The organism is Rhodopseudomonas sp. BR0M22 (assembly GCF_010907035.1).
Taxonomy (GTDB): domain Bacteria; phylum Pseudomonadota; class Alphaproteobacteria; order Rhizobiales; family Xanthobacteraceae; genus Rhodopseudomonas.
On record NZ_QUMK01000046.1, the window covers coordinates 23,984 to 46,156 of the forward strand.

Below are 22,173 nucleotides of genomic sequence, written 5' to 3' on the forward strand. Positions count from 1 at the left end.
GTGGACCACGCATTGGCGTGGCAGGTCGAACAGGCCTGCCTCAACGCCTGGCCGGCCTTGCGCAGCGCGCTGCATGGCGACTGGCTGTTGCGGTTCGGCGACGGCGTATCGCGCCGGATCAATTCGGCCAATCCGCTGCATCCGGCCATCACCACTATCGCGCCTCAGCTCGATGCGTTCGATCGCCTGTATCGCGCGCAAGCGCTGCCCTTGATTGTGCGGCTGGTGTCGTTGCTGCCGCCGCAAGTCGAACGCGAGCTCGACACCCGCGGCTTCACGGCCGAAGGTGAAGCCTGCACGCTGTATCGCGACCTTTTGCGCGAAAGCTTCGCCGCGGTGGGACCGGATGTCACCATCACCCCGTGCGCCGATGCCGAGTGGCTGGCGGCGATTGCGCGGCTGCAGGCGCAATCACCGTCGCACGCCTCCGTGTATGCCCGCGTCGTCGAAGCGACCGCGCTGCCGACCGGCTTCTTCGCGCTCCGCCAGGATGGCCGCGTCGTCGCGACCGCCTACGGCGTGCTGCACGACGGTCTGGTGGTGATCGAGTCGGTGGTGGTCGATGAAGCTCTGCGTGGCCACGGCCTCGGCAAGCGCCTGATGACCGCGCTGCTCGCCTGGGCGTCTGGCCAGGGCGCCACCGGCGCCTGCCTGCAAGTCGTCACCGACAACACCGCCGGCCGCGCGCTCTATGCCGGCCTCGGCTTCGACCGCGAGCTCTACCGCTACCACTTCCGCCGGGCGCCGACGAAGTAACAGCCTTCCCCCGTCATTCCGGGGTGCTTGCGTTAGTAAGCGAACCCGGAATGACGATCGGTTGAGCACTGAGCACAATAACCTCGAGATTCCGAATCGCCGCCGCGCGGCGGCCGGAATGATGTGCGCCGTCTATGATGGCACGGCTAATCCGCCGCGACGCCTTCGCGGACGCGCTTCTTCCTGATGTCGCGCTCGTCGTGGATTGCGGCAATCACTTTTCCGGCCGGGATGCCGAGGGTCTGCAGCACCGAGCTGGCGATTTCGAAGCTGGCTTCCAGCACTTCGCGGATCACATCGGTGGCGCCGAGCTTGAACAGTCGCGCCGCATGGTCTGCGTCGCGGGCGCGGACGATGATTGGCAGGTCGGCGCGTTCGGCGCGGGCGGCGGCCACGACGTGCTCGGCCGCGGCGGCGTCATGCATCGTCACCACCATTGCTGGTGTGTCGCCCAGCCCGCATTTGCGCAGAAAGGCGCGCTGGCTGGCGTCGCCGTAGACGACATTGGCGCCTGCCTTTCGCGCCCGCGCCACCGCCTCGGCGTCGACATCGATGCCGATGAAAGGCTTGCCCTGCTTGGTCAGAATGTCGCCGACGATGCGGCCGACCCGGCCGTAGCCGACCAGGATGATCAGCGGCGTATCGCCGGGGCGGGGATCGGTGTGACCGGCCTCAACCGCCACCGCGCTGCGCGCCCGCGCACTGGCCTTGCGGCTGAGCCGAGCCAGATACGGCGTCAGCATCATCGTGCCGGACGACACCAGCAGCATGAACTGCTCGACCTCACGGGTGACGAGGCCGCTCGAACTGGCAAGACCCAGGACGAGGAAGGCGAACTCGCCGCCGCCGGCGAGCAGCAGGCTGGCCTCGGCGATTACCGGCCGCGACAGCCGGAACATCCAGGTGAGACCGGCGATCACGATCGCCTTCAGCGCCGTCATGCCGATTACCGAAGTCGCCACCATCGCCGGATAGCGCGCGACCTCCGCCAGATCGATCCGCATACCGACCGAGATGAAGAACAGTCCGAGCAGCATGCCCTTGAACGGCTCGATGTCGACCTCGACCTGACGGCGGAATTCGGTCTCCGCCAGCACCAGGCCGGCCAGAAACGCCCCGAGTGCCATCGACAGCCCGGCGACGTGGGTGAGCAGCGAGGTGCCGACCACCACGAACAGGATCGTCGCCATGAACAGTTCGCGGTTGTTGGTCGAGGCCACCAGTCGGAACAGTCGCCGCAGCACCAGCCGGCCGAAGCCGATGATCAGCAGGATCGCGGCGGCTGCCTGTACCAGCGCCATTGCGAGCCCAAGCCAAACCGCGCCGGTGCTGGTGGCGCTGCCGCTCGCCGCATCGCCGGCGGCCTGGCCAAACACCACGATCAGAAACAGGATCGGCACCACCGCGAGATCCTGCGCCAGCAGCACCGCGAAGATGCTGCGGCCGGCGATGGTGGCGAGCCGTTTCTGCTCGGCGAGGAGCTGCAGCACGATCGCGGTCGAGGACAGCGCCAGACAGGCGCCGATCACCAGACTGGATTCAATCGTGTTGCCGAACGCCAGCGCGATGCCGCTGATCGCGGCCGTCGTCAGCACCACCTGCGACATGCCGAGGCCGAACACCAGCCGCCGCATCGTCCACAGCCGGTCGAACGACAATTCCAGGCCGATCGTGAACAGCAGAAACGCGACGCCGAGTTCGGCAAGACGATCGACCGCATCCTGCGAAGTAATTGCAATGTAGCTGAGTACCGGAAGATCGGCGCCGATCCGGCCGAGGCCGTGCGGGCCGAGTACCAACCCGGCGACCAGAAAGCCGAGCACAGGACTGACGCGAAATCGCGTCATTACCGGGATCAGGACGCCTGCGGTCCCAAGAAACACCAGGGCTTCGCGGTAGACCCCGACACCGTTTTCGACTGACATCGTTCCTCAACCCACATGCGGTAGCTGGATGCGGCGGTCTCCCGCGCATCCGTCGCAAGCTGCGGCAATACACCGCGATTCGAGTTCCGGCCCAACTCTGGTTTCTTTGTGCCGCGTGCACTGCGGCGATCGGTAGCCTTCATTCGGGTAGAAAGTCGCGGCTTCATGCCGCACAACAGAACGATGGAGCACAATACACCCCTGATTTCCACCATCGTGGCCGGCTTGGTGCTGGCATTCGCTCTCGGTGTCGTGGCGCAGCGGCTGAAGATTTCGCCACTGGTGGGTTATCTGCTCGCCGGTGTGGTGATCGGCCCGTTCACGCCGGGCTATGTGGCCGACCAAAGTCTCGCCAACGAACTCGCCGAGATCGGCGTCATCCTGCTGATGTTCGGCGTCGGGCTGCATTTCTCGCTGAAGGATCTGCTCGAAGTGCGGGCGATCGCGATTCCTGGCGCGGTGGTGCAGATCGGAGCCGCCACCGTGCTTGGCGCCGGGCTCGGTCATGCGCTCGGCTGGCCGTTCGGCGCCGGCCTGGTGTTTGGTCTGGCGCTGTCGGTCGCAAGTACCGTGGTGCTGCTGCGCGCGCTGCAGGAGCGCCGCCTGATTGACAGCGAGCGCGGCCGTATCGCGGTCGGTTGGCTGATCGTCGAAGACATCGCGATGGTGCTGACGCTGGTGCTGCTGCCGGCGGTGGCCGGCCTGCTCAAGGGCGAGGCCACGACTGCCGACTGGCAGTCTGTGCTGTGGCCGGTGGCTCTGACGCTCGGCAAGGTGTTCGCCTTCATGGTGTTCATGCTGGTGGTCGGCCGCCGGATCATCCCTTGGATGCTGCACTACGTGGCGCACACCGGCTCGCGCGAATTGTTTCGGCTCGCGGTGCTGGCGATCTCGCTCGGCGTCGCGTTCGGCGCCGCGGTGCTGTTCGACGTCTCGTTCGCGCTGGGCGCGTTCTTCGCCGGCATGATCCTGTCGGAGTCCGAGCTGAGCCAGCGCGCCGCCAACGAGACGCTGCCGCTGCGCGACGCCTTCGCGGTGCTGTTCTTCGTCTCGGTCGGCATGCTGGTCGATCCGGCGATCGTCATCCGCGAGCCGCTGCCGCTGCTGGTCACCGTGCTGATCATCGTGTTCGGCAAGTCGATCGCGGCGTTCCTGATCGTGCGGCTGTTCGGCCATCCCAACATGACGGCGCTGACGATCTCGGCCTCGCTGGCGCAGATCGGCGAGTTCTCCTTCATCCTCGCCGGGCTCGGCGTCGCGCTCGGGCTGATGCCGGAGCGTGGCCGCGATCTGGTGCTGGCCGGCGCGATCATCTCGATCATGCTCAATCCGTTGATGTTCGTGCTGCTCGACCGCGTCAGCGCCAAGGTTGCGGCGGCTGCCGAAGCCGCCAAGCAGGCGGCCACGGAGGCTGCAGCCGCCGCGGCGCCGGCGAAGCCGCGCGGCCACGTCGTGCTGGTCGGCCATGGCCGGGTCGGCTCAAATGTCAGCGCGGTGCTGCGCCGGATCGGCGCCGACATGGTGGTGATCGAGAACGACGACGAGCGGGTGGCACGGCTTCAGCGCGAGGGCTTCACCGCCATCAACGGCAACGCCGCCGCGCAAGAGGTTCTCGACGAGGCCGAGATCGCACAGGCGCACGGCCTGCTGGTGGCTATCCCCAACGCGTTCGAAGGCGGCCAGATCGTCGCCAAGGCGCGCGCGGTCAATCCCGGCCTGTTGATCATCGCCCGCGCGCATTCGGTCGAAGAAGTCACGCATCTGCGGAGTAACGGCGCCAATCTGGTGATCATGGGCGAAGACGAAATCGCCCGCGCGATGATCGCAAGGCTCGGCGTCGATGCCGGCAGCGGCGACGCTGGCGCCGGCGGCAGTCCGATCAGCAGCTCCACCGCCCCGGCCTCGGCCGGCGCGGCGGCTTGATCAGCTCACGCCGGCAGTGAGCGCGGTCCGAACAGGATCACGCTCATGCCGACCAGGCAGATCGCGGCGCCGATGACGTCCCACGGATCGGGGCGATTGCCTTCCATCGCCCAGCCCCATAGCAGCGCGCTGGCGATATAGATGCCGCCATAGGCCGCATAGGCGCGGCCGGCGAGCGGGCTGTCGGCCAGCGTCAGCAGATAAGCGAACAGCGCCAGCGCAAGCATGCCGGGGATCAGCCACAGCGGCGACTTGTCGAGCCGCAGCCAGGCCCAGAACGCAAAGCATCCGGCGATTTCCATCAACGCGGCGGCGCAGAAGGTGAGGAGTGAGGTCATGGGCGAGCGGGGTGGCTATTCTTGAACATCGATCGATACGTTGAAACGTAATCCAACAGCGCGACAAAAGAAAAAGGCGCGGAGGACATCCGCGCCTTTCGCTCGTTCAGCTTTGCGCCTGATCAGGCGGCCTTGGCGTCTTCCATCGCCTTGTTGAGGTTCTGCGCGACCTTGTCGAGGAAGCCTTCGGTCGACAGCCAGCGCTGGTCGGCCCCGACCAGGAGCGCGAGGTCCTTGGTCATCGCGCCGGCTTCGACGGTGTCGACGCAGACCTTCTCGAGCAGGTCGGCGAAGCGAGCCAGCTCTTCGTTGCTGTCGAGCTTGGCGCGATGCGCGAGGCCGCGGGTCCAGGCGAAGATCGAGGCGATCGAGTTGGTCGAGGTCGCCTTGCCCTTCTGGTGTTCGCGGTAGTGGCGGGTGACGGTGCCGTGGGCGGCTTCGGCTTCCACCGTCTTGCCGTCCGGCGTCATCAGTACCGAGGTCATCAGGCCGAGCGAGCCGTAGCCCTGCGCCACGGTGTCGGACTGCACGTCGCCGTCGTAGTTCTTACAGGCCCAGACGTAGCCGCCCGACCACTTCAGCGCCGAGGCGACCATGTCGTCGATCAGGCGGTGCTCGTAGGTCAGGCCCTTGGCGTCGTATTCCTTCTTGAACTCGGCGTCGAAGATCTCCTGGAAAATGTCCTTGAAGCGCCCATCATAGACTTTCATGATGGTGTTCTTGGTCGACAAATAGACCGGGTAGTTGCGCATCAGGCCGTAGTTCAGCGAGGCGCGGGCGAAGTCCTTGATCGACTCGTCGAGGTTGTACATCGACATCGCGACGCCGGCGCCGGGCGCCTTGAAGACTTCGCGCTCGATCACCGAGCCGTCCTCGCCGACGAACTTCATCGTCAGCGTGCCCGGGCCGGGGAACTTGATGTCGGTCGCGCGATACTGGTCGCCGTAGGCGTGGCGGCCGATCACGATCGGCTTGGTCCAGCCCGGCACCAGCCGCGGCACGTTCTTGCAGATGATCGGCTCGCGGAAGATCACGCCGCCGAGGATGTTGCGGATGGTGCCGTTCGGCGACTTCCACATGCTCTTGAGGCCGAACTCCTTCACCCGCGCTTCGTCCGGGGTGATGGTGGCGCACTTCACGCCGACGCCGACCTGCTTGATGGCGTTGGCCGCATCGATGGTGACCTGATCGTCGGTCTTGTCGCGGTGCTCCATCCCGAGGTCGAAATACATCAGCTCGACATCAAGGAACGGGGTGATGAGCTTGTCCTTGATCATCTGCCATATGATCCTGGTCATCTCGTCACCGTCGAGTTCCACGACGGGATTCTTCACCTTGATTTTCGCCATGCGGGATCGGGCCTTCTTGTGATTCTGCGCTTCAAAGGGGCGGGAATTGGACTAAAGCCGCGCCCGCTATAGCACCGCGCCGGACGGGCCGAAAGGCGAATGCGGAAGCAATTTGGACGGATTCGCAGCGCGGCTCCGCATGGCTCCGCACCGCCGCGGCCCCGAGCACCGCTACGGCCGGCGGCGGGGTGGGGGCGTGCTGTGTCAGGCGCACGTCACAGCGGTTCAAACCGGCCGGCAAATCCGCTATTTGCTTGAGAAATCGCCGCCGCCTTGGCAACGGAAGGGCGCGGCGGCCGCCGCTGTCCGGCCCGTGCGCCGCGGCTTTCCCCATTTCCTCCGGCGCCGCCTCGGATCACTCCGAGGCCGCCCGCTCTGAAAGACCTTGCCCATGTCCGGTTCCGGCACCGACCGATCCAAGCCCCCGGCCGCGCTCGACGGCCCGGTGGTGATTCTGGTCGAGCCGCAGCTCGGCGAGAATATTGGGATGTGCGCGCGCGCGATGGGCAATTTCGGCCTGACCCGGCTGCGGCTGGTGAAGCCGCGCGACGGCTGGCCGAACATCGCCGCGACGCGCGCCTCCGCCGGCGCCGATCACATCCTGAATGCGGTGGAGCTGTTCGACAGCGTCGAGGACGCGGTGGCCGATTGCGCGCTGCTGTTCGCCACCACCGCCCGTGCCCACGACCAAGCCAAGCCGGTGCGCGCGCCCGAGGCCGCTGCGCAGGAGATCGTCGCCTCGATCGCGACCGGCGTTACCGCCGGCATCCTGTTCGGCCGCGAGCGCCACGGCCTCGAGAACGACGAGGTCGCGCTCGCCAACCGCATCGTCACCTTCCCGGTCAACCCGGCGTTCGCCTCGCTGAATCTCGCCCAGGCGGTGCTGCTGATGGGGTACGAATGGTTCAAGCACGCCACGGGGGGCGCGCTGCCGTTCACGATGCCGGAGCGCTCCGAGCCGGCGTCGCAGCACCAGATGCAGGCGTTCTTCGACAACCTCGTGGCCGAGCTCGACCGCGTCGAGTTCCTCCGCCCGCCGGAGAAGCGCGACACCATGCTGGTGAACCTGCGCAACATCTTCACCCGGATGGATCCGACCAAGCAGGACATCCACACCCTGCACGGCGCCATCATGGCGATCGCCGAGGGCCGCAAGGGCCCGGCCAAGGGCGGCGTGCTCGACGGCGAACAGGCGACGAGGCTGCGCGCGCTGCTGGCCGAGCGCGCAGCGGCCGGCGGCCCCGACGCCGAAGGCGGCTCGCTGCGCGGGCTCGCCCGCATGCTCCGCCGCAACCCGACCGACGCCGAGCGGCTGCTGTGGGAACATCTGCGCAAGGACCGCCGCTTCGCCGGCACCTTCAAGCGCCAGACCCCGGTCGGCCGCCACATTCCGGACTTCGTCTCGTTCCCGCACCGCATCGCGATCGAGCTGGTCAATCCGGATGAGAGCGACGCGATCGTGCGCGACCGGGCGATGCGCAAGGCGTGGCTGGAAGCGCGCGACTATCGGGTCGCGCTGGTCGCGGCGACCGACGTCACGGGCGACATCGCCGCCGTGCTGGCGCGGCTGGAAGCGGTGCTGGCGGCGTAGGGCTCACCGCGGGTTAAAGGGCTTACCTCGGGTTAAGTATGCGGCGGACAATGCGTCCGGTCTCCGAACCGGCGACGCATTGGTAACGTATTTGTTCGAGCAATGCGTTTGCAGCGATGGAGAGCCCCTGCGAGGGGCGCCCGCGCAACTGCGACAAGGGCTCCGACCTTGATACGAGACATGCCAGATCGTGGACACGACGGACCCCGGCAGCCGCCCCCGTCCGAGCCGCTGTGCCAGGCGACCTTGTGCGAATGCCTCAACGAAAACGCGCTGCTCGCCAAATATGCGATCGACCGGATCGCCGACATGATCATCTGGCTCGACGAGCATGGGCGGGTGCTGTTCGTCAACGCGGCCGCGACCAAGCTGCTCGGCTACTCGCAGGCCGAGTTCCTGTCGATGACGGTGCTTGATCTCGATCCGCTGTTCGACGCCGACATCTGGCGCGACCATTGGCGCGAGGTCGAGTCCCGCGGCTCGTTCACGCTCGAAACCGTCAACCGCACCAAGGACGGCGTCGACGTTGCGGTCGAGGTCACGGTCAACTTCGTCGAGTATCTGGGCCGCAAGATGAACTGCTCGATCGTTCGCGACATCACCGAACGCAAGCGGGCCGCCGAACAGCTCGCGGAGATGCACCGCAAACTGGTGCAGACCAATCTCACCGACGAGTTGACGGCGATCGCAAACCGCCGGCGTTTCGACGGCGTGCTCTCGACCAGCTACGCCACGCACACGCGGTCCGGCGCCCCGCTGTCGCTGATCCTGCTCGATATCGACCACTTCAAGGCCTTCAACGACCGCTACGGGCATCTGCAGGGCGATCGATGCCTGCAGCGCATCGCGGAAGTGATCGACAGGCGGATGTTCAGGCCCGCCGATCTGGCGGCGCGCTGGGGCGGCGAGGAGTTCGTCTGCATCCTGCCGGACACCGACGAGGCCGGCGCGCTGGCGGTCGCGACGGCGCTTCGCGAGGCGATCCTCGATCTGGCAATCCCGCATGAAGCGTCGCCGATCGCGCGCGTCGTCACCGCGAGTTTCGGCGTCGTCACCGCGATTTGCCTGCCCGACAAGACGGCGCACAGTCTGTTCGAGACGGCGGATGCGTTGCTTTACGAGGCGAAAAATCTGGGACGAAACCGCATCGTCCAATCTCCCTCGCGCGGCTAGCGGAGCGATCCGCCCGGATTGACTTGCGCCACATCCCGCGATTGGCTGGCTTGCAGGCGGCGATGCGCCGCGCTCGAGTTGGGGGGAGGAAAAATGCGACAGCTCTCGATCCGTCGCCGCGCGTTCGGCGTTGCGGTGCTGGCCGCGCTAGGCGCCGCCATGAGCGGCACCACCGTTCGCGCCGACGATGTCGGCGGCACCTGGCTGCGCGACACCGGCGCCTCCAAGGTGAAGTTCGCGCCCTGCGGCGGGGCGGTGTGCGGCACACTGGTCTGGATCAAGCCGGGTGTCGAGACCCCCGCCAAGGTCGGCCAGAAGGTGTTCTTCGACATGAAGCCCACCGGGCCGAACGCCTGGGCCGGTAGCGCCTTCAATCCCGAGGACGGCAAGACCTACACCGGCAAGATGAATCTCTCCGGCGGCACGCTGACCACCCAGGGCTGCGCGATGGGCGGCCTGATCTGCAAATCCTCGACCTGGACGCGGGCGAACTGAGTGGAGGCGCGCCAGCAAGGTCTGGAGAGCTTGCCCAAGGTCATCTTGCCTGATGTTCTGCAGCGCGGGCTCAGAGTCGTGTTCTGCGGCACCGCCGCCGGCCGTGCATCGGAGAAGGCGCAAAGCTACTATGCGCACGGCCGGAACAAGTTCTGGAGCGTCCTCAGCGAAACGGGCCTGACGGATCGAAAGCTGGCGCCGCACGAGTTTCGCGAGGTGACGAGATTCGGCATCGGCCTCACGGACCTGTGCAAGGATGTCGCCGGCAGCGATCATGAGGTTCGGCCGCGGCCGGAACACCGAGTCGTCCTCAGACGTAAGATCGAAGAGAACCGGCCCGACTTTCTCGCCTTCACCAGTCTGGAAGCTGCGAAGCGGTTCGTCGGTCGCAGGGTCGGCCTCGGCCGTTACGAGGAGAGCATCGGAACGACATCGATCTATGTGCTGCCATCGACCTCGCCGATGGCGGATTGGAATTGGATGGCGAACAAGATCCACTGGTGGGAGTTTGCCGAACGGGTCCGCGCCTCTTGATCGAGAAGCGTTGTGTCGCTGCGTCAGGTCGCCCTCCGGCGACCGTCTATGGAGTTTAACTTGAGCGTCGCTTTCACCAAGGAAGACAGTGCCGAGACCGCCTCGGAGACCGTGCTGCCGGATCGGCCGATCTCGCCGCATCCGAATCTCGTCACCGCAGCCGGGCTGGCGGCGCTGGAGGCGCAGTTGGCGCAAGCCCGCGCCGCGCTCGAAGCCGCTGGTGCGATCGAGGACGTCAACGAACGCCGCCGCGCCGAAGCCATCCCGCTGCGTGATGCCCGTTACTACGCAGCACGGGTGCGTAGCGCACAGGTGATGCCAGATCCGCCCTCAACCGACGAGATCGCGTTCGGCTCCACCGTCACCTTCCGCCGCGCCGACGGCCGCGTCCAAACCTACCGCATCGTCGGCGAAGACGAAGCCGACCCGAAGCAGGGCACGATCTCGTTCGTGTCGCCGGTGGCACGGCTGCTGATGGGCAAGAGCGTCGGCGACGTGGTGGGGAAGGGCGCGCAGGAGTTGGAGGTAGTTGGGGTGGGATAGGGAATTGTGTCGCTCGCGGCCAAGGTCATCTATTTCGCAGTGCTTTCGAGCCAAGACCGACAATAAATGTGAAGAGACTGAGTAATCCAACTACGAGCACGAAGCCAATAAGCGCAAACGATACTCCTGAGAATGAAAATTGCAGCGCAGGGGTGAAATTTTCATAGGTTTTGCGCGCAAGAGGCTCATCATAGTTGACCGCAAACTCAAAGAGCGAGGCGGTACGGATGCCTTTGTTGAACAATTCTTGTTGTTTGTTCAACGTAGCGAGTCGCGAGATGTTCTCGTTCATACGCTGCGACTGATCCCTAATCAGCCGCTCGGGGTTTTGCTTCATCAGATGAAGCGCTTCCGTTCTTTCGTAGCCCGAGCGACGAGAGTCTTCGTCGAAGTGCCTCACAATTCTCGTGAGTTCGTCAGAGGCTCCTCCAATTCGTTGTTGATACTGGAGAAGAAATTCCGGAATCTGTGCTGCAAATACTGCTGCCAGAAGGGAAGTCGCGATGATTGCTACTCTCACGAAAGGACTCCGTGGTTGGAGTGTTTGCTATGGAGCAGTGGCTATAGCTAGGCTCTAAAATTAGTAGATTCGTGAGGCTTGCAGCATTGTAAGTGGTGGTTTGTGGAAAAGGTGGTTCTTGCTGGCAGTGGGCACCGTATGGGTTCGGTTATTCCAAATACTGTGTCTTGGATAAGGCGACGAAGTCACGAGCGACGAGCAAAGTCTGGTCGCACGATTTTCGTTCGTGAGACTTGGGTCTTTCGCCCTGGAGGAGTCAATCGCGGAAAGTATCGTCATCCCTGTCCGGTTTGTGGGGGGCAGGTTACCAGTGTCCAGATGCCGAATGGAGGTTGGGCGCACTTCGAAGCCGGAAAGGGACTCGGGGGCATCAAGCACCCATGCTTTCATCGCGGAGAAAATCTGAGCAGACGACGCGACAATGAAACGCGGGATTTATTTGAAGAACTCCCGCGTAAGTAGGCAATAGCGGAAGCCCGGTGTTCGCGAGCGTAGCCCGGGTGAGCGCAGCGATACCCGGGGAGGATCGGTACCCCTACCTGTCGCTCCGCTCATGCAGGCTACACTGAACGGCGACCTCACGCCCATCGGAGTGTTCTCATCCCGCCTCAATCCAGCACTGATAAGTTCGTGTCGTTTCGTATTTCAGCCCGTAGGGCGCAATAGCGAAGCGTCTTGTGCCACTTGAGCTATGGGGATGCTGCGGCTCTGATCCGCGAGCTGATCGTTAGCAAAATAGCCTTGCGTCTCAAGTCCCCGAAGGGATCGAACGTCACGGCCTGGATTCGCGCAGATAGCGCGCTTGCAGGCGCACCAGTTCGCGTCGGCTCAGATGTCCGGCGCGCTGCAGGGACATCAATGTCTGCTCGATATCGTCCAAAACGACATCGTCACCTGCCAGCCGGCTGATGTGCCGCGCGAGGACATCGGATTCCGTCGCGGTAAGCTGCACCCTGTGCCGCTGCGCTAGGTCCGCGATCAAGTCGGCAGTAGCGTTGCGTTGGCCGGACATCGGACTTTCTCCCTCCTTCTTATATCACCTAAACGGCTGAAAACCCAAAAGATCCCCTTAGCAGCAAGCGTAGCCCGGGTGAGCGCAGCGATACCCGGGATTATCGACAATGCTCCTGCATGTCGCTTCGCTCATGCAGGCTACGCTGAAATACTGCCTCACGTCGCCGGCTTCACTACGCGCCATTTCGTTGTCCCAAACGCTGTCGAACGGTTGCTCGCTCATGGTCGTTGTCCCCGCATCAGCGGTTCGACGCGGTCGGCTCACGCCCGCCGTGTCTTGCTCACCTTCAGCTCTAGCCCCGCGCGATCCTGCAGATAGCCGATCACGCTGAACAGGTTTTTCGCCTGCGGGTTGCCGCTGGGGCCGAACATCCGGATCAGGCTCTTGGGCGGCAGATCAGTCGCGGCGCCGAGTTGTTCGAAGCCGACGGTGGCCTTGATGTAGTCGCGCAGGACGGCTTTTCCGGTCTCGATATCACCCTTGAGCATCACCTCGATCGCTTCGCGCAATAGGGCGTCGGCGAATGCCGGGTCCTTCGCGACGCGGTTCTGGATCAACTCTTTGAAGCTCTTCGTATTAGCCATTGCTCCGTCCTGACCGCCGCTTCTTGCTCTGCTTGTAGTCGCGCCAATACACCATGGCGCGCGCGATATCGCTGCGTTGTCGCTTCTTGGTGCCACCGCAAAGCAGAATGACCATCGTATCGCCGTCACGCCCGAAATAGATCCGATAGCCGGGCCCGAAATCGATCTTGGTTTCGAGGACGCCTTCGCCGACCGACTTGACGTTGGAGAGGTTGCCGAGGGACAGCCGCGCCACGGCGGTCGTCACCTTGGCGGCTGCCATGACGTCGAGCCCGTCGAGCCAATCCGCGAATGGGCTTTCCCGATCCGCCGAATAGTAGCGAATGTCCAGCATAACCAACGGTAACATATATGTTACCGTCGGTCCAGTACGCCCTCTATTCGATTGCGATACGGGATGGTCTGTAGGGCCGCCTCTTCGGTCTGCTGTCCGGAGCAGCGGGCGTGCTTGGCGGTGTCCCGCCGTTAACGTTCTTTGCCTTCGCTGCCGTCGTCCAGCGCTGACGCAGGTCCATCCCTGGTGTGGTAGCGCTGGTCTCCGCGCGACATGCAGGGCGCCGCTTCCCGTCCGGCCCGATTCGCTGTGATTCGTCGCCGCTTTGTTCCGGCTGCGTTCGGAACGTTAAGGCGGGCGGTGGCGGCTGTCGCAGGGTGGGACACCTCGGCTGTCACCGGTGGCTTCGACGCTGCGAGCGGCGCCGTGCTAGCGTCCCGTCAAACAACAGCCGACACGACAGGGAGGTTGCCGATGATCACTCCGGCCGCCACGCCCATCGGGCACGGTAGCGAAGCGTAGCGCTCCGTTTGAGCGATGGCGGCTGACGTTACTATCATCCGCCTTACACGAACTCCAGAAAGTCGCTTTCGTCAAATCTCCGAAAGGATCGAACGTCGAGGCGCTAGCGTCCTAACTCAAGGGCCAATTTACGTGCGATGAATCCATCCGTCTTCGGCATTTGCGTTATTCATCGGAGTACTTCATCCCGCCTCAATCCATCGCTGATACGTTCGTGCCGTTTCTGATCGCAGGGGATGTGTCATGTTACCATTGAAGTATTCCTTTCTTGCCGCGGCCGCTTCTGTGTTGTTGGTCGGTCCTGTCGCCGCGCAGACGGCGCCGACTGTCGCTGACGGGCAGGGCACGCCGGTTCGCGTGCAGACGACGCTCTCCTTCTTCATGTCTGGGAGCGGTGCTGAGGACGAGCTGCCGCAGAAGCTCGATCAGGCACGCAAGATCGTATTTCAACTAGCGGCGCGGGAATGCGAGCTGCTGCGGAGTACGATCGCCAAGGATTGCAAGCTGGACTCCGTCAACAGCAATGTCCGGCAGATCGAGGGCCGACCGCCGCAGTTTCAGCAGCCGACCGGCTACAACGTCAGCGGGACAATTCAGTCGACGGTCAGCTTGAAGGCGCAGCCTTGATCGATCCAGCCGGGCGGCGTCCGCGAGCGGTCCGTTAACGTTCGGCCTGTTTTCGCGTCTGAGCGAGCGAACACGCTCGCCCAGCGCTTGTGTTCACATGCGCGCCTTGGGACGAGATGCAGCACGCTGATTCTCGCGCGGCCCGATTCGCTGTGATTCGTCACCGCTTTGTTCCGGCTGCGTTCGGAACGTTAAGGCGCGCGGTGGCGGCTGTCGCAGGGTGGGACACTTCGGCTGTCATCGGTAGTTTCGACGCCGCGGCCGGCCCCGTGCTAGCGTCCCGCCAACAAGAGCCGCCATCACAGAGAGATCGCCGATGATCAGCACCGCCGCCAAGCGCGCCACGTTTCGCAAGCTGCACGAGACCGGCTGTTTCGTGCTGCCGAATCCGTGGGATGTCGGCTCGGCGCGGGCTCTTGCGTCGCTCGGGTTTCAGGCGCTGGCCTCGACCAGCGCCGGCTTTGCGTGGTCGGCGGGGCGGGCGGACAATCAGGTGAGCTGCGACGACGTGCTGGCGCATCTGACCACGCTGTGCGCGGCGGTCGATCTGCCGGTCAATGCCGATTTCGAGAACGGTTTTGCCGATAGCCCTGAGGGCGTTGCCGCCAACGTGACACGCGCGATCGCCACCGGCATTTCCGGATTGTCGATCGAGAATACGACCACCGATCCGGCGCAGCCGTTCTACGACGACGCGCTCGCCGCCGAGCGCATCAAGGCGGCGCGGGCGGCGATCGACGCATCGGGCGAGGACGTCGTGCTGGTGGCGCGCTGCGAGGGTTTCTTCAAGGGCGAGCGCGACCTCGCCAAGACCACCGCGCGACTGGTGGCGTTCGCCGAGGCCGGCGCCGACTGCCTGTACGCGCCGGGCGTCACCACCGAGGCCGAGATCACCACGCTGGTGAAGGCGGTTGCGCCGAAGCCGCTCAACGTGCTGATCGCGCAGCCGAGCATGACGGTGCCGATGCTCGCCGACCTCGGCGTCCGCCGCATCAGCGTCGGCGGCTCGCTGGCGCGCTGCGCCTGGGCCGGCTTCCTCGGCGCCGCGCGCGAGATCGCCGAGCAGGGCACGTTCACCGCATTCGCCGGAGCGACGAAGGGCGCGGAGCTGAACGGGCTGTTTGCGGGGAAGTAATAACTGCGTACCAGATGCTTCGAACCTTGCCGACTTCCGTCGCTCATGATAAGAACAAAATAAGAACATTTGCTATCGTTGTTTGCATCCCATAATTGGGATATTGTCATGCGACCGCGACTTGTAAGCGGCGAAAAGCCGCTCCACTGGGTGGGCTCATCGAAAGACGACCTTTGCGCCTTTCCGTTGCCGGTGCAGCGTGAGATCGGCAATGCGCTGGGATTGGCGCAGTTTGGCGGCAAGCATCCGCGTGCCAAGCCCTGGAAGGGCGAGGGGCCGGGCGTGTTCGAAATGGTCGACGATTTCGACGGCGATACCTACCGAGCGGTCTATACGGTGCGCTTCCGGCACGCGGTCTACGTGCTGCACGCATTCCAAAAGAAGTCGCCGCGCGGCATCCAAACCGCGCGCGGCGATATCGAACTCATTGCGCGGCGGCTGAAGCTCGCCCGACAGGATGACGAGGCCCGTGATGGCGAGAACGACCGCTAACAAAGGCATGGCAGCCGAGATCACCCGCGGCAGCGGCAATGTGTTTGTGGACCTGGGCATGGCCGACGCGGAGGAGAGGCAGACCAAGCTCAGGCTCGCCTACGCTCTGAACGCGGTAATCGACCGGGCTCGCCTGAGCCAAGCCGCTGCCGCCGAGAGGCTCGGGATCAATCAGCCCAAGGTCTCGGCCCTGCGCAATTACAAACTGGAAGGCTTTTCGGTCGAGCGGCTCATGGTGCTGCTCAACGCGCTCGATCAGGACATCGAAATTATCATCCGCAAAAAGCCACGCTCGCGCGCGGCGGCGCGGATCAGCGTAGTGGCGGCGTGAATGCGTAGGGCGCAATAGCGAAGCGTATTGCGCCCCGAAATGAACTGGAAGGGCGAATGGTGGTGTGGGTAGGGCGCATTCGTGGCGCCTATTGCACCTCCACCCGGTCAGCAAGCGTAGCCCGCATGAGCGAAGCGACATGCGGGTTTTTTTGTCGATGGGCTCCCGCATGTCGCTTCGCTCATGCGGGCTACTTGCTAGGTCTTCTCGCAGCCGAGCCAAGCGCAAATTCAAAAGGCGCTGCGACTCGCGGCACCCCCACCCCGCCCGGCTTCGCTGCGCTTCGCCGGTCGACCCTCCCCGCAAGGGGGAGGGTGATGCTGTGGCGACTGCAGGTTTCAACGTCGAATCCGCCACTGATTGCTCCGCCTACTTCCTCCTCCTTGGCCCCCGCCGCACCACCTCGCGCTCCGGCGGGGTGTAGGCGTCGTCCAGCAGCGCCATGGCTTCGGCCGGGATGCAGGTGGTGAAGACGCCGTTGTGACGCATGTCGGTCAGGGCCTTGCGGATCGCGCTTTCGCGGTCGAGCCAGTCTTCTTCGGTGCGGGGCGCCGGGCCGGGTTTGCCGGGGCGGCCGCGGCCCTTCTGGGTGAGTCGCGCCATTTTCAGCACCTCCATGGCCTCGATCAGCCGGTTGAGATCGACCGACGGCGCCTGCCACAGCTCGTCGACATAGCGTTCGGCGAGCTGCTGCAGCTTGTGGCTGAGCATTCGCAGCTTCAGCCGGCGGCCGGCGCGCTCGGTCGGCACGGTGTCGCTGGCGCGCGGCGCCAAAGGATAACGGGCCCAGCCGCCGTCGCGGGCCCAGCGCCCGACAGTGCCGGCGCTGACGCCGGTCTTCGCCGCGATCTCCTTGTAGGTGAACGAGGTCTGCTCGATCAGCCGGCGCACATGGGCGACCTTGGCGTTGGTGTGCAGCCGCCTGCAGCCTTTCGGACGGCCGCCCGGGACCGGCGGCGGTCCGTCGTCCAGCGCCGCCAGGATCGGCCGGTCGATGGGGGAGTCGATCGCGCGAATGGGGGAGCGATAAACCGGGAAGGGCATGTTGGGCTCCGTTAAAGGCAAGGCATCAACTCAAAATAAGAATATATACCTAACACCCTGCCGCAGCAAGACTCGCGCTGCAGCCATCGCATCGGGAAGAGCCCGGCCCCAGCAACAGACGCCGGATTGAATGGGCAGAGCGTCGCGGCGCCGCCACGGCGATCGACCTCGCGCCCCGATGATTCCGATCCGGGATGTTAACTTTTCCGCCCTGTTTCACCGCGCTGGATGAAGGGGCGGGTTCCAGCCTTGGTGTGGGCGGGAATGACGACGCACAAGCTGCAGCGTTCGCCGCGGCGGCAACGCCGATCCGCAGCGATTCGTCGCCGCTTTGTTCCGTCTGCGTGCCGAGTGTTAATGCGGGGCGGGCGCGCTGTCGCAGAGCGGGACACTGTCGCGCCGTGGTCTGACCGAAAACCTGCGCCGAAAACACGAATGCCCGGGACAGGCCCGGGCATTCCAAAATCCGATCAAGCGATCAGGCGGGCCGCCGCAGCGGCCGGCGGCACCAATCAGGTGCCCGACTTCACCTCTTGCACCGCCTGGGCATAGAACTCGGCCATCTTGGCGCGCAGTTCGGTCTCCGGCAGGGTGATGCCCTTGTCGGTGAGGTCCTTGGTGACCTTGCGCACCACGTCGTCGTCGCCGGCCTCTTCCAGATCGGCGATCACCACTTCCTTGGCATAAGCGGCGGCGGCGTCCCCGGACAGGCCGAGCTTCTCGGCGATCCAGAGGCCGAGCAGTTTGTCGCGGCGCGCTTCGGCCTTGAACTTCTGCTCCTCGTCGAGCGCGAACTTCCTCTCGAAGCCTTCCTCGCGCTTGTCGAACGTGGTCATGTCTGATGTTCCGATCTTGAGCCGGCAGAACGGCCGGTTTGCGGTGGGCGGGTTCGATGCCTAGATATCCAGAGCCGCCCGTTAAGACAACTGCCACAATGGCGCACAGCGAGGGGTAAAACTCCCGGGCCACCCGGCCGGATCGATTGTATCGGGGGGGCCAATCAGCTAGGTTGCAGCGAGGCTGGGTTCTCGTTCTGTTTCCTATTCCCGGCCTGTTCGGCAGCTCCGCCGTGGGCCGCTTTCGTCAGACGGAGCCCACCACCCGATGGATTTCAACAAAACACGGTACATCCCCATGAGCCGGCGACGTCGCATTTACGAAGGCAAGGCCAAGGTGCTGTATGAAGGTCCGGAACCCGGAACGCTGATTCAGCACTTCAAGGACGACGCCACCGCGTTCAATGCCAAGAAGCACCAGGTGATCGAGGGCAAGGGCGTCCTCAACAACCGGATCTCCGAGTACCTGTTTCAGCACCTCAACGACATCGGGGTGCCGACCCATTTCATCCGCCGCCTCAACATGCGCGAGCAGCTGATCCGCGAAGTCGAGATCGTGCCACTCGAGGTGGTGGTGCGCAACGTCGCCGCCGGCTCGCTGTCGCAGCGGCTCGGGATCGAAGAGGGCACTCAGCTGCCGCGCTCGATCATCGAGTTCTACTACAAGAACGACCAGCTCAACGATCCGATGGTCTCCGAGGAGCACATCACCGCGTTCGGCTGGGCGACCCCGCAGGAGATCGACGACATCATGGCGCTGGCGATCCGCGTCAATGATTTCCTCACCGGCCTGTTCCTCGGCATCGGCATCCGTCTGGTCGACTTCAAGATGGAGTGCGGCCGGCTGTTCGAAAGCGAGATGATGCGCATCATCGTCGCCGACGAGATCTCGCCGGACAGCTGCCGGCTGTGGGACATCAAGTCGAACGAGAAGCTCGACAAGGACCGCTTCCGCCGCGATCTCGGTGGCCTCTTGGAGGCCTACACCGAAGTCGCCAAGCGCCTCGGTATCCTGATGGAAAACGAGCGCCCGGTCGGCTCCGGCCCGGTGCTGGTGAAGGGCTGAGGCTCAAGGCGGCGCGCGCGAGCGCGTTTCCAAGCGACGTCATTCCGGGGCGCGCGCCAGCGCGAACCCGGAATCCAGAAGTTATAGAACGATCGATATTCCGGGTTCGCTCGCTGGGCGCGAGCGCCCCGGAATGACAGCGGGGCGAGGCTTGCGCCCGGCATGACGAGGGGATCATCGAGGCGACCATGAAGGCACGGGTAACTGTTACCTTGAAGAACGGCATCCTGGATCCGCAGGGCAAGGCGATCGAGGGCGCGCTGAAGTCGCTCGGCGTTGCCGGCATCGCCAGCGTGCGCCAGGGCAAGGTGTTCGACATCGAGCTCGACGGCGCCGCCGACAAGGCCAAGGCCGAAGCCGCCCTCAAGGACGCCGCCGACAAGCTGCTGGCCAACACCGTGATCGAGAATTATGCTATCGAGGTGAAAGGTTAGTCTCCCTACGGAGCGCCGCGATGGCTGAAATTAGCGCAGACCTCGTCTATGAAGTTCTGAAAGCCGTGCAGCGCGACATCTCGCAGGTCAAAGGCGAGATCACCGAGATGAAGCTCGATATTCAGGGCTTGCGTCTCTCCCAGAATGGAATTCGCCAGGAAATCATTGGCGTCCACAACGAACTCGCCGGCATCCATGCCACGTTGATGCGACACGATCATCAACTGGACCGCATCGAACGGCGCCTTGAGATCAACGACATCCCTGCATTGACATGAAATCCGCCGTCCTCGTCTTCCCCGGTATCAATCGCGAGCGCGACATGGCGCGCGCGCTGAAGCTCGTCTCCGGCAACGATGCCGCCATGGTGTGGCACGCCGAAACCGAGCTGCCGAAGGGCACCGACCTCGTCGTCGTCCCGGGCGGCTTCTCCTATGGCGATTACTTGCGCTGCGGCGCGATCGCGGCGCGGGCGCCGGTGATGGACGCGGTGCGCAAGTTCGCCGCCGATGGCGGCCTGGTGCTCGGCGTCTGCAACGGCTTTCAGATCCTGTGCGAATCCGGCCTGCTGCCGGGCGTGCTGATGCGCAACGCACGGCTGAAGTTCATCTGCCGCGACGTGCATCTGCGCGTCGAACGCAACGACACCCCGTTCACCCGCGGCTACACCGCCGGCCAGGTGATCAAGGTGCCGGTGGCGCACGGCGAGGGCAATTACGAAGCCGACGAAGACACCGTGAAGCGGCTCGAAGGCGACGGCCGGGTGCTGTACCGCTACTGCTCGCCGGACGGCGAAGTCGGCGAGAGCCACAACATCAACGGCGCCGCCGCCTCGATCGCCGGCATCGTCTCCGAGCGCGGCAACGTGCTCGGCATGATGCCGCATCCGGAAAACCACGTCGAAGACATCATGGGCTGCACCGACGGCCGCGGCCTGTTCGCTGGTCTCGCCCAGCACTTCGCCAAGGCGGCCTGAGCGGCGCATCGTTATCGCCGGCAAGTCTTGGCGCTTAGTCGATTGATTAAAGCGGATCTTGGCTTCTCGACGGCACTGCGTCCTCATCCTGAGGAACCCGGCAAAGCCGGGCGTCTCGAAGGATGAGGAGGCGCAACGCCTGCGGCACATGGTTCGAGACGGCGCTGCGCGCCTCCTCACCATGAGGGGGCGTGTCGGAAGCCTTCTGAAGCGTCGGTCCCACCATCAAGAACAAACGGCTCTCACCACCCGCAAACCATAAAAAAAGCCCCCGCAGACCGGGGGCTTTTCGTTGGGTTCTGTACCGCTGCCGGCGCCTCAGCTCTCGCCGAACACCCGCTTGAAGATGGTGTCGACGTGCTTGTGGTGATAGCCGAGGTCGAACTGCTCTTCGATCTCGGCGTCGGTCATGTACTTCTTCATGTCCGGGTCGTTCTTCAGCAGCGTCAGGAAGTCGCCTTCGCCGCGCCACACCGGCATCGCGTTGCGCTGCACCAGCTTGTAGCTCTCTTCGCGCGAGCAGCCCTTCTGGGTCAGCGCGGTGAGCAGCCGCTGCGAATGCACCAGGCCGCCGAGGCGGTCGAGGTTCTTGGTCATGTTCTCCGGATACACCACCAGCTTCTCGATCACGCCGGCCAAACGATTCAGCGCGAAGTCCAGCGTCACGGTGGCGTCGGGCGCCAGCATCCGCTCGGCCGAGGAGTGCGAGATGTCGCGCTCGTGCCACAGCACCACGTTCTCCATCGCCGGCATCACATAGGCGCGCACCATGCGGGCGAGGCCGGTGAGGTTCTCGGTCAGCACCGGGTTGCGCTTGTGCGGCATCGAGGACGAGCCCTTCTGGCCTTGCGAGAAATACTCCTCGGCCTCGAGCACTTCGGTGCGCTGCAGATGGCGGATCTCGGTGGCGAGCCGCTCCATCGACGAGGCGATCACGCCGAGCACCGCGAAGAACATCGCGTGGCGGTCGCGCGGAATGACTTGCGTCGACACCGGCTCGACCGCGAGGCCCATCGCTTTGGCGACGTGCTCTTCGACCCGCGGATCGATATGCGCAAAGGTGCCGACCGAGCCGGAGATCGCGCAGGTCGCGACCTCCTTGCGGGCGGCGACCAGGCGGTCGCGGGCGCGGCTGAATTCGGCATAGGCGTAGGCCATCTTCAGGCCGAACGTCACCGGCTCGGCGTGGATGCCGTGCGAACGGCCGATCGACGGCGTCATCCGGTGCTCGAAGGCGCGGGCCTTCAGCGCCGCCAGCACGCGGTCGAGGTCGGCCAGCAGGATGTCGGCGGCGCGAGTGAGCTGGACGTTGAAGCAGGTGTCGAGCACGTCCGACGAGGTCATGCCCTGGTGCACGAACCGCGACATCGGCCCGACGAATTCGGCCAGATGGGTCAGGAAGGCGATGACGTCGTGCTTGACCTCGCGCTCGATCTCGTCGATCCGCGCCACGTCGAACGCCGCGTCCTTGCCGCCCTTCCAGATCGCCTCGGCGGCCTCCTTCGGGATCACCCCGAGCGCAGCCTGCGCGTCGGAGGCATGGGCCTCGATCTCGAACCAGATCTTGAAACGGGTCAGCGGCTCCCAAATGGCAGCCATTTCCGGACGGGTATAACGCGGGATCATCGCAAACTCGTGAGTTTTGGGGATTACGCCGCGCTTTAGCAGATCGGCGGGGCAGGGGCTAGGG

General features: G+C 64.5%; 25 protein-coding genes. 15 read left to right on the forward strand and 10 right to left on the reverse strand.

All coding sequences use genetic code 11. The annotated features are described in order from the left end of the window. Positions 1–756, forward strand: coding sequence for a GNAT family N-acetyltransferase (locus DY468_RS15595; protein ID WP_164605718.1), 756 nt, complete (start codon positions 1–3; stop codon positions 754–756). Between the two features lie 146 nt (positions 757–902). Here DY468_RS15595 and DY468_RS15600 read toward each other — a convergent pair whose 3' ends face one another. Continuing rightward, complete coding sequence (locus DY468_RS15600; RefSeq protein ID WP_164605719.1) at positions 903–2,681, reverse strand: cation:proton antiporter domain-containing protein; 1,779 nt, start codon at positions 2,679–2,681, stop codon at positions 903–905. A 183-nt stretch (positions 2,682–2,864) separates the two neighbouring features. Between DY468_RS15600 and ybaL the strand changes: the two genes are divergently transcribed. After that, on the forward strand, positions 2,865–4,604 hold the full coding sequence (gene ybaL, locus DY468_RS15605) for a YbaL family putative K(+) efflux transporter (protein WP_164605736.1): 1,740 nt from the start codon (positions 2,865–2,867) through the stop codon (positions 4,602–4,604). Positions 4,605–4,609: 5 nt separating this feature from the next. Here ybaL and DY468_RS15610 read toward each other — a convergent pair whose 3' ends face one another. Both DY468_RS15610 and DY468_RS15615 read right to left on the reverse strand, forming a co-directional pair. Next, positions 4,610–4,942 carry a YnfA family protein gene (locus DY468_RS15610; RefSeq protein ID WP_164605720.1) on the reverse strand — a complete coding sequence of 111 codons (333 nt, stop codon included), beginning with the start codon at positions 4,940–4,942 and terminating at the stop codon, positions 4,610–4,612. A 122-nt stretch (positions 4,943–5,064) separates the two neighbouring features. Further along, a complete protein-coding gene (locus tag DY468_RS15615) occupies positions 5,065–6,291 on the reverse strand; it encodes an NADP-dependent isocitrate dehydrogenase (protein WP_011159372.1) in 1,227 nt (408 codons plus the stop codon). 391 nt (positions 6,292–6,682) lie between these two features. Between DY468_RS15615 and DY468_RS15620 the strand changes: the two genes are divergently transcribed. The 5 genes from DY468_RS15620 to greA all read left to right on the forward strand — a co-directional run bounded on the left by DY468_RS15620 (position 6,683) and on the right by greA (position 10,627). Next, positions 6,683–7,882: a TrmJ/YjtD family RNA methyltransferase gene (locus DY468_RS15620; protein WP_164605721.1), complete on the forward strand. Its 1,200-nt coding sequence runs from the start codon at positions 6,683–6,685 to the stop codon at positions 7,880–7,882. 180 nt (positions 7,883–8,062) lie between these two features. After that, entirely contained in the window at positions 8,063–9,055 is a 993-nt protein-coding gene (locus tag DY468_RS15625) for a GGDEF domain-containing protein (RefSeq protein ID WP_246700994.1), read from the forward strand. Positions 9,056–9,148: 93 nt separating this feature from the next. Next, on the forward strand, positions 9,149–9,550 hold the full coding sequence (locus tag DY468_RS15630) for a DUF2147 domain-containing protein (protein WP_164605723.1): 402 nt from the start codon (positions 9,149–9,151) through the stop codon (positions 9,548–9,550). Continuing rightward, positions 9,551–10,084 carry a mismatch-specific DNA-glycosylase gene (locus tag DY468_RS15635; RefSeq protein WP_349644287.1) on the forward strand — a complete coding sequence of 178 codons (534 nt, stop codon included), beginning with the start codon at positions 9,551–9,553 and terminating at the stop codon, positions 10,082–10,084. A gap of 60 nt (positions 10,085–10,144) precedes the next feature. Next, positions 10,145–10,627, forward strand: coding sequence for a transcription elongation factor GreA (greA, locus tag DY468_RS15640; RefSeq protein WP_164605724.1), 483 nt, complete (start codon positions 10,145–10,147; stop codon positions 10,625–10,627). Positions 10,628–10,652: 25 nt separating this feature from the next. On the opposite strand, the gene DY468_RS15645 is transcribed toward greA, so the two are convergent. The 4 genes from DY468_RS15645 to DY468_RS15660 form a co-directional block, all read right to left on the reverse strand. Then, positions 10,653–11,147 carry a DUF2937 family protein gene (locus DY468_RS15645; protein ID WP_164605725.1) on the reverse strand — a complete coding sequence of 165 codons (495 nt, stop codon included), beginning with the start codon at positions 11,145–11,147 and terminating at the stop codon, positions 10,653–10,655. A gap of 772 nt (positions 11,148–11,919) precedes the next feature. Continuing rightward, positions 11,920–12,159 (reverse strand): hypothetical protein, encoded by a 240-nt coding sequence (locus tag DY468_RS15650; protein WP_164605726.1) that lies wholly within the window; start codon positions 12,157–12,159, stop codon positions 11,920–11,922. A gap of 263 nt (positions 12,160–12,422) precedes the next feature. After that, the gene (locus tag DY468_RS15655) at positions 12,423–12,746 is read right to left on the reverse strand and encodes a transcriptional regulator (RefSeq protein ID WP_164605727.1); all 324 of its coding nucleotides are present in this window, start codon (positions 12,744–12,746) and stop codon (positions 12,423–12,425) included. Continuing rightward, the gene (locus tag DY468_RS15660; protein ID WP_246700995.1) at positions 12,739–13,095 is read right to left on the reverse strand and encodes a type II toxin-antitoxin system RelE/ParE family toxin; all 357 of its coding nucleotides are present in this window, start codon (positions 13,093–13,095) and stop codon (positions 12,739–12,741) included. Before DY468_RS15660 ends, DY468_RS15655 begins: the two co-directional genes overlap by 8 nt. Positions 13,096–13,785: 690 nt before the next feature. On the opposite strand from DY468_RS15660, the gene DY468_RS15665 reads away from it, so the two are divergent. From DY468_RS15665 to DY468_RS15680, 4 genes are all read left to right on the forward strand, one after another. Further along, positions 13,786–14,169, forward strand: a complete 384-nt coding sequence (locus DY468_RS15665; protein WP_164605728.1) for a hypothetical protein — start codon at positions 13,786–13,788, stop codon at positions 14,167–14,169. 316 nt (positions 14,170–14,485) lie between these two features. Then, entirely contained in the window at positions 14,486–15,304 is an 819-nt protein-coding gene (locus tag DY468_RS15670) for an isocitrate lyase/PEP mutase family protein (RefSeq protein ID WP_164605729.1), read from the forward strand. A gap of 78 nt (positions 15,305–15,382) precedes the next feature. Then, complete coding sequence (locus DY468_RS15675) at positions 15,383–15,796, forward strand: type II toxin-antitoxin system RelE/ParE family toxin (RefSeq protein ID WP_502706230.1); 414 nt, start codon at positions 15,383–15,385, stop codon at positions 15,794–15,796. Then, complete coding sequence (locus DY468_RS15680; RefSeq protein WP_164605730.1) at positions 15,777–16,127, forward strand: helix-turn-helix domain-containing protein; 351 nt, start codon at positions 15,777–15,779, stop codon at positions 16,125–16,127. The genes DY468_RS15675 and DY468_RS15680 overlap by 20 nt, the downstream gene beginning before the upstream one ends. 369 nt (positions 16,128–16,496) lie before the next feature. On the opposite strand, the gene DY468_RS15685 is transcribed toward DY468_RS15680, so the two are convergent. After that, on the reverse strand, positions 16,497–17,171 hold the full coding sequence (locus DY468_RS15685; protein WP_164605731.1) for a hypothetical protein: 675 nt from the start codon (positions 17,169–17,171) through the stop codon (positions 16,497–16,499). Between the two features lie 512 nt (positions 17,172–17,683). Then, positions 17,684–18,007 carry a DUF1476 domain-containing protein gene (locus DY468_RS15690; protein ID WP_164605732.1) on the reverse strand — a complete coding sequence of 108 codons (324 nt, stop codon included), beginning with the start codon at positions 18,005–18,007 and terminating at the stop codon, positions 17,684–17,686. Between the two features lie 298 nt (positions 18,008–18,305). On the opposite strand from DY468_RS15690, the gene purC reads away from it, so the two are divergent. The 4 genes from purC (at position 18,306) to purQ (ending at position 20,483) form a co-directional block, all read left to right on the forward strand. Then, positions 18,306–19,073 (forward strand): phosphoribosylaminoimidazolesuccinocarboxamide synthase, encoded by a 768-nt coding sequence (gene purC / locus DY468_RS15695; RefSeq protein ID WP_199851757.1) that lies wholly within the window; start codon positions 18,306–18,308, stop codon positions 19,071–19,073. A 188-nt stretch (positions 19,074–19,261) separates the two neighbouring features. Beyond that, complete coding sequence (gene purS, locus DY468_RS15700; protein ID WP_107345551.1) at positions 19,262–19,507, forward strand: phosphoribosylformylglycinamidine synthase subunit PurS; 246 nt, start codon at positions 19,262–19,264, stop codon at positions 19,505–19,507. 20 nt (positions 19,508–19,527) lie between these two features. After that, on the forward strand, positions 19,528–19,785 hold the full coding sequence (locus DY468_RS15705; RefSeq protein WP_164605733.1) for a hypothetical protein: 258 nt from the start codon (positions 19,528–19,530) through the stop codon (positions 19,783–19,785). Continuing rightward, positions 19,782–20,483, forward strand: a complete 702-nt coding sequence (gene purQ, locus DY468_RS15710) for a phosphoribosylformylglycinamidine synthase subunit PurQ (RefSeq protein ID WP_164605734.1) — start codon at positions 19,782–19,784, stop codon at positions 20,481–20,483. The genes DY468_RS15705 and purQ overlap by 4 nt, the downstream gene beginning before the upstream one ends. 318 nt (positions 20,484–20,801) lie before the next feature. On the opposite strand, the gene purB is transcribed toward purQ, so the two are convergent. Next, positions 20,802–22,109, reverse strand: coding sequence for an adenylosuccinate lyase (gene purB / locus DY468_RS15715; protein ID WP_164605735.1), 1,308 nt, complete (start codon positions 22,107–22,109; stop codon positions 20,802–20,804). Between the last annotated feature and the right edge of the window lie 64 nt (positions 22,110–22,173).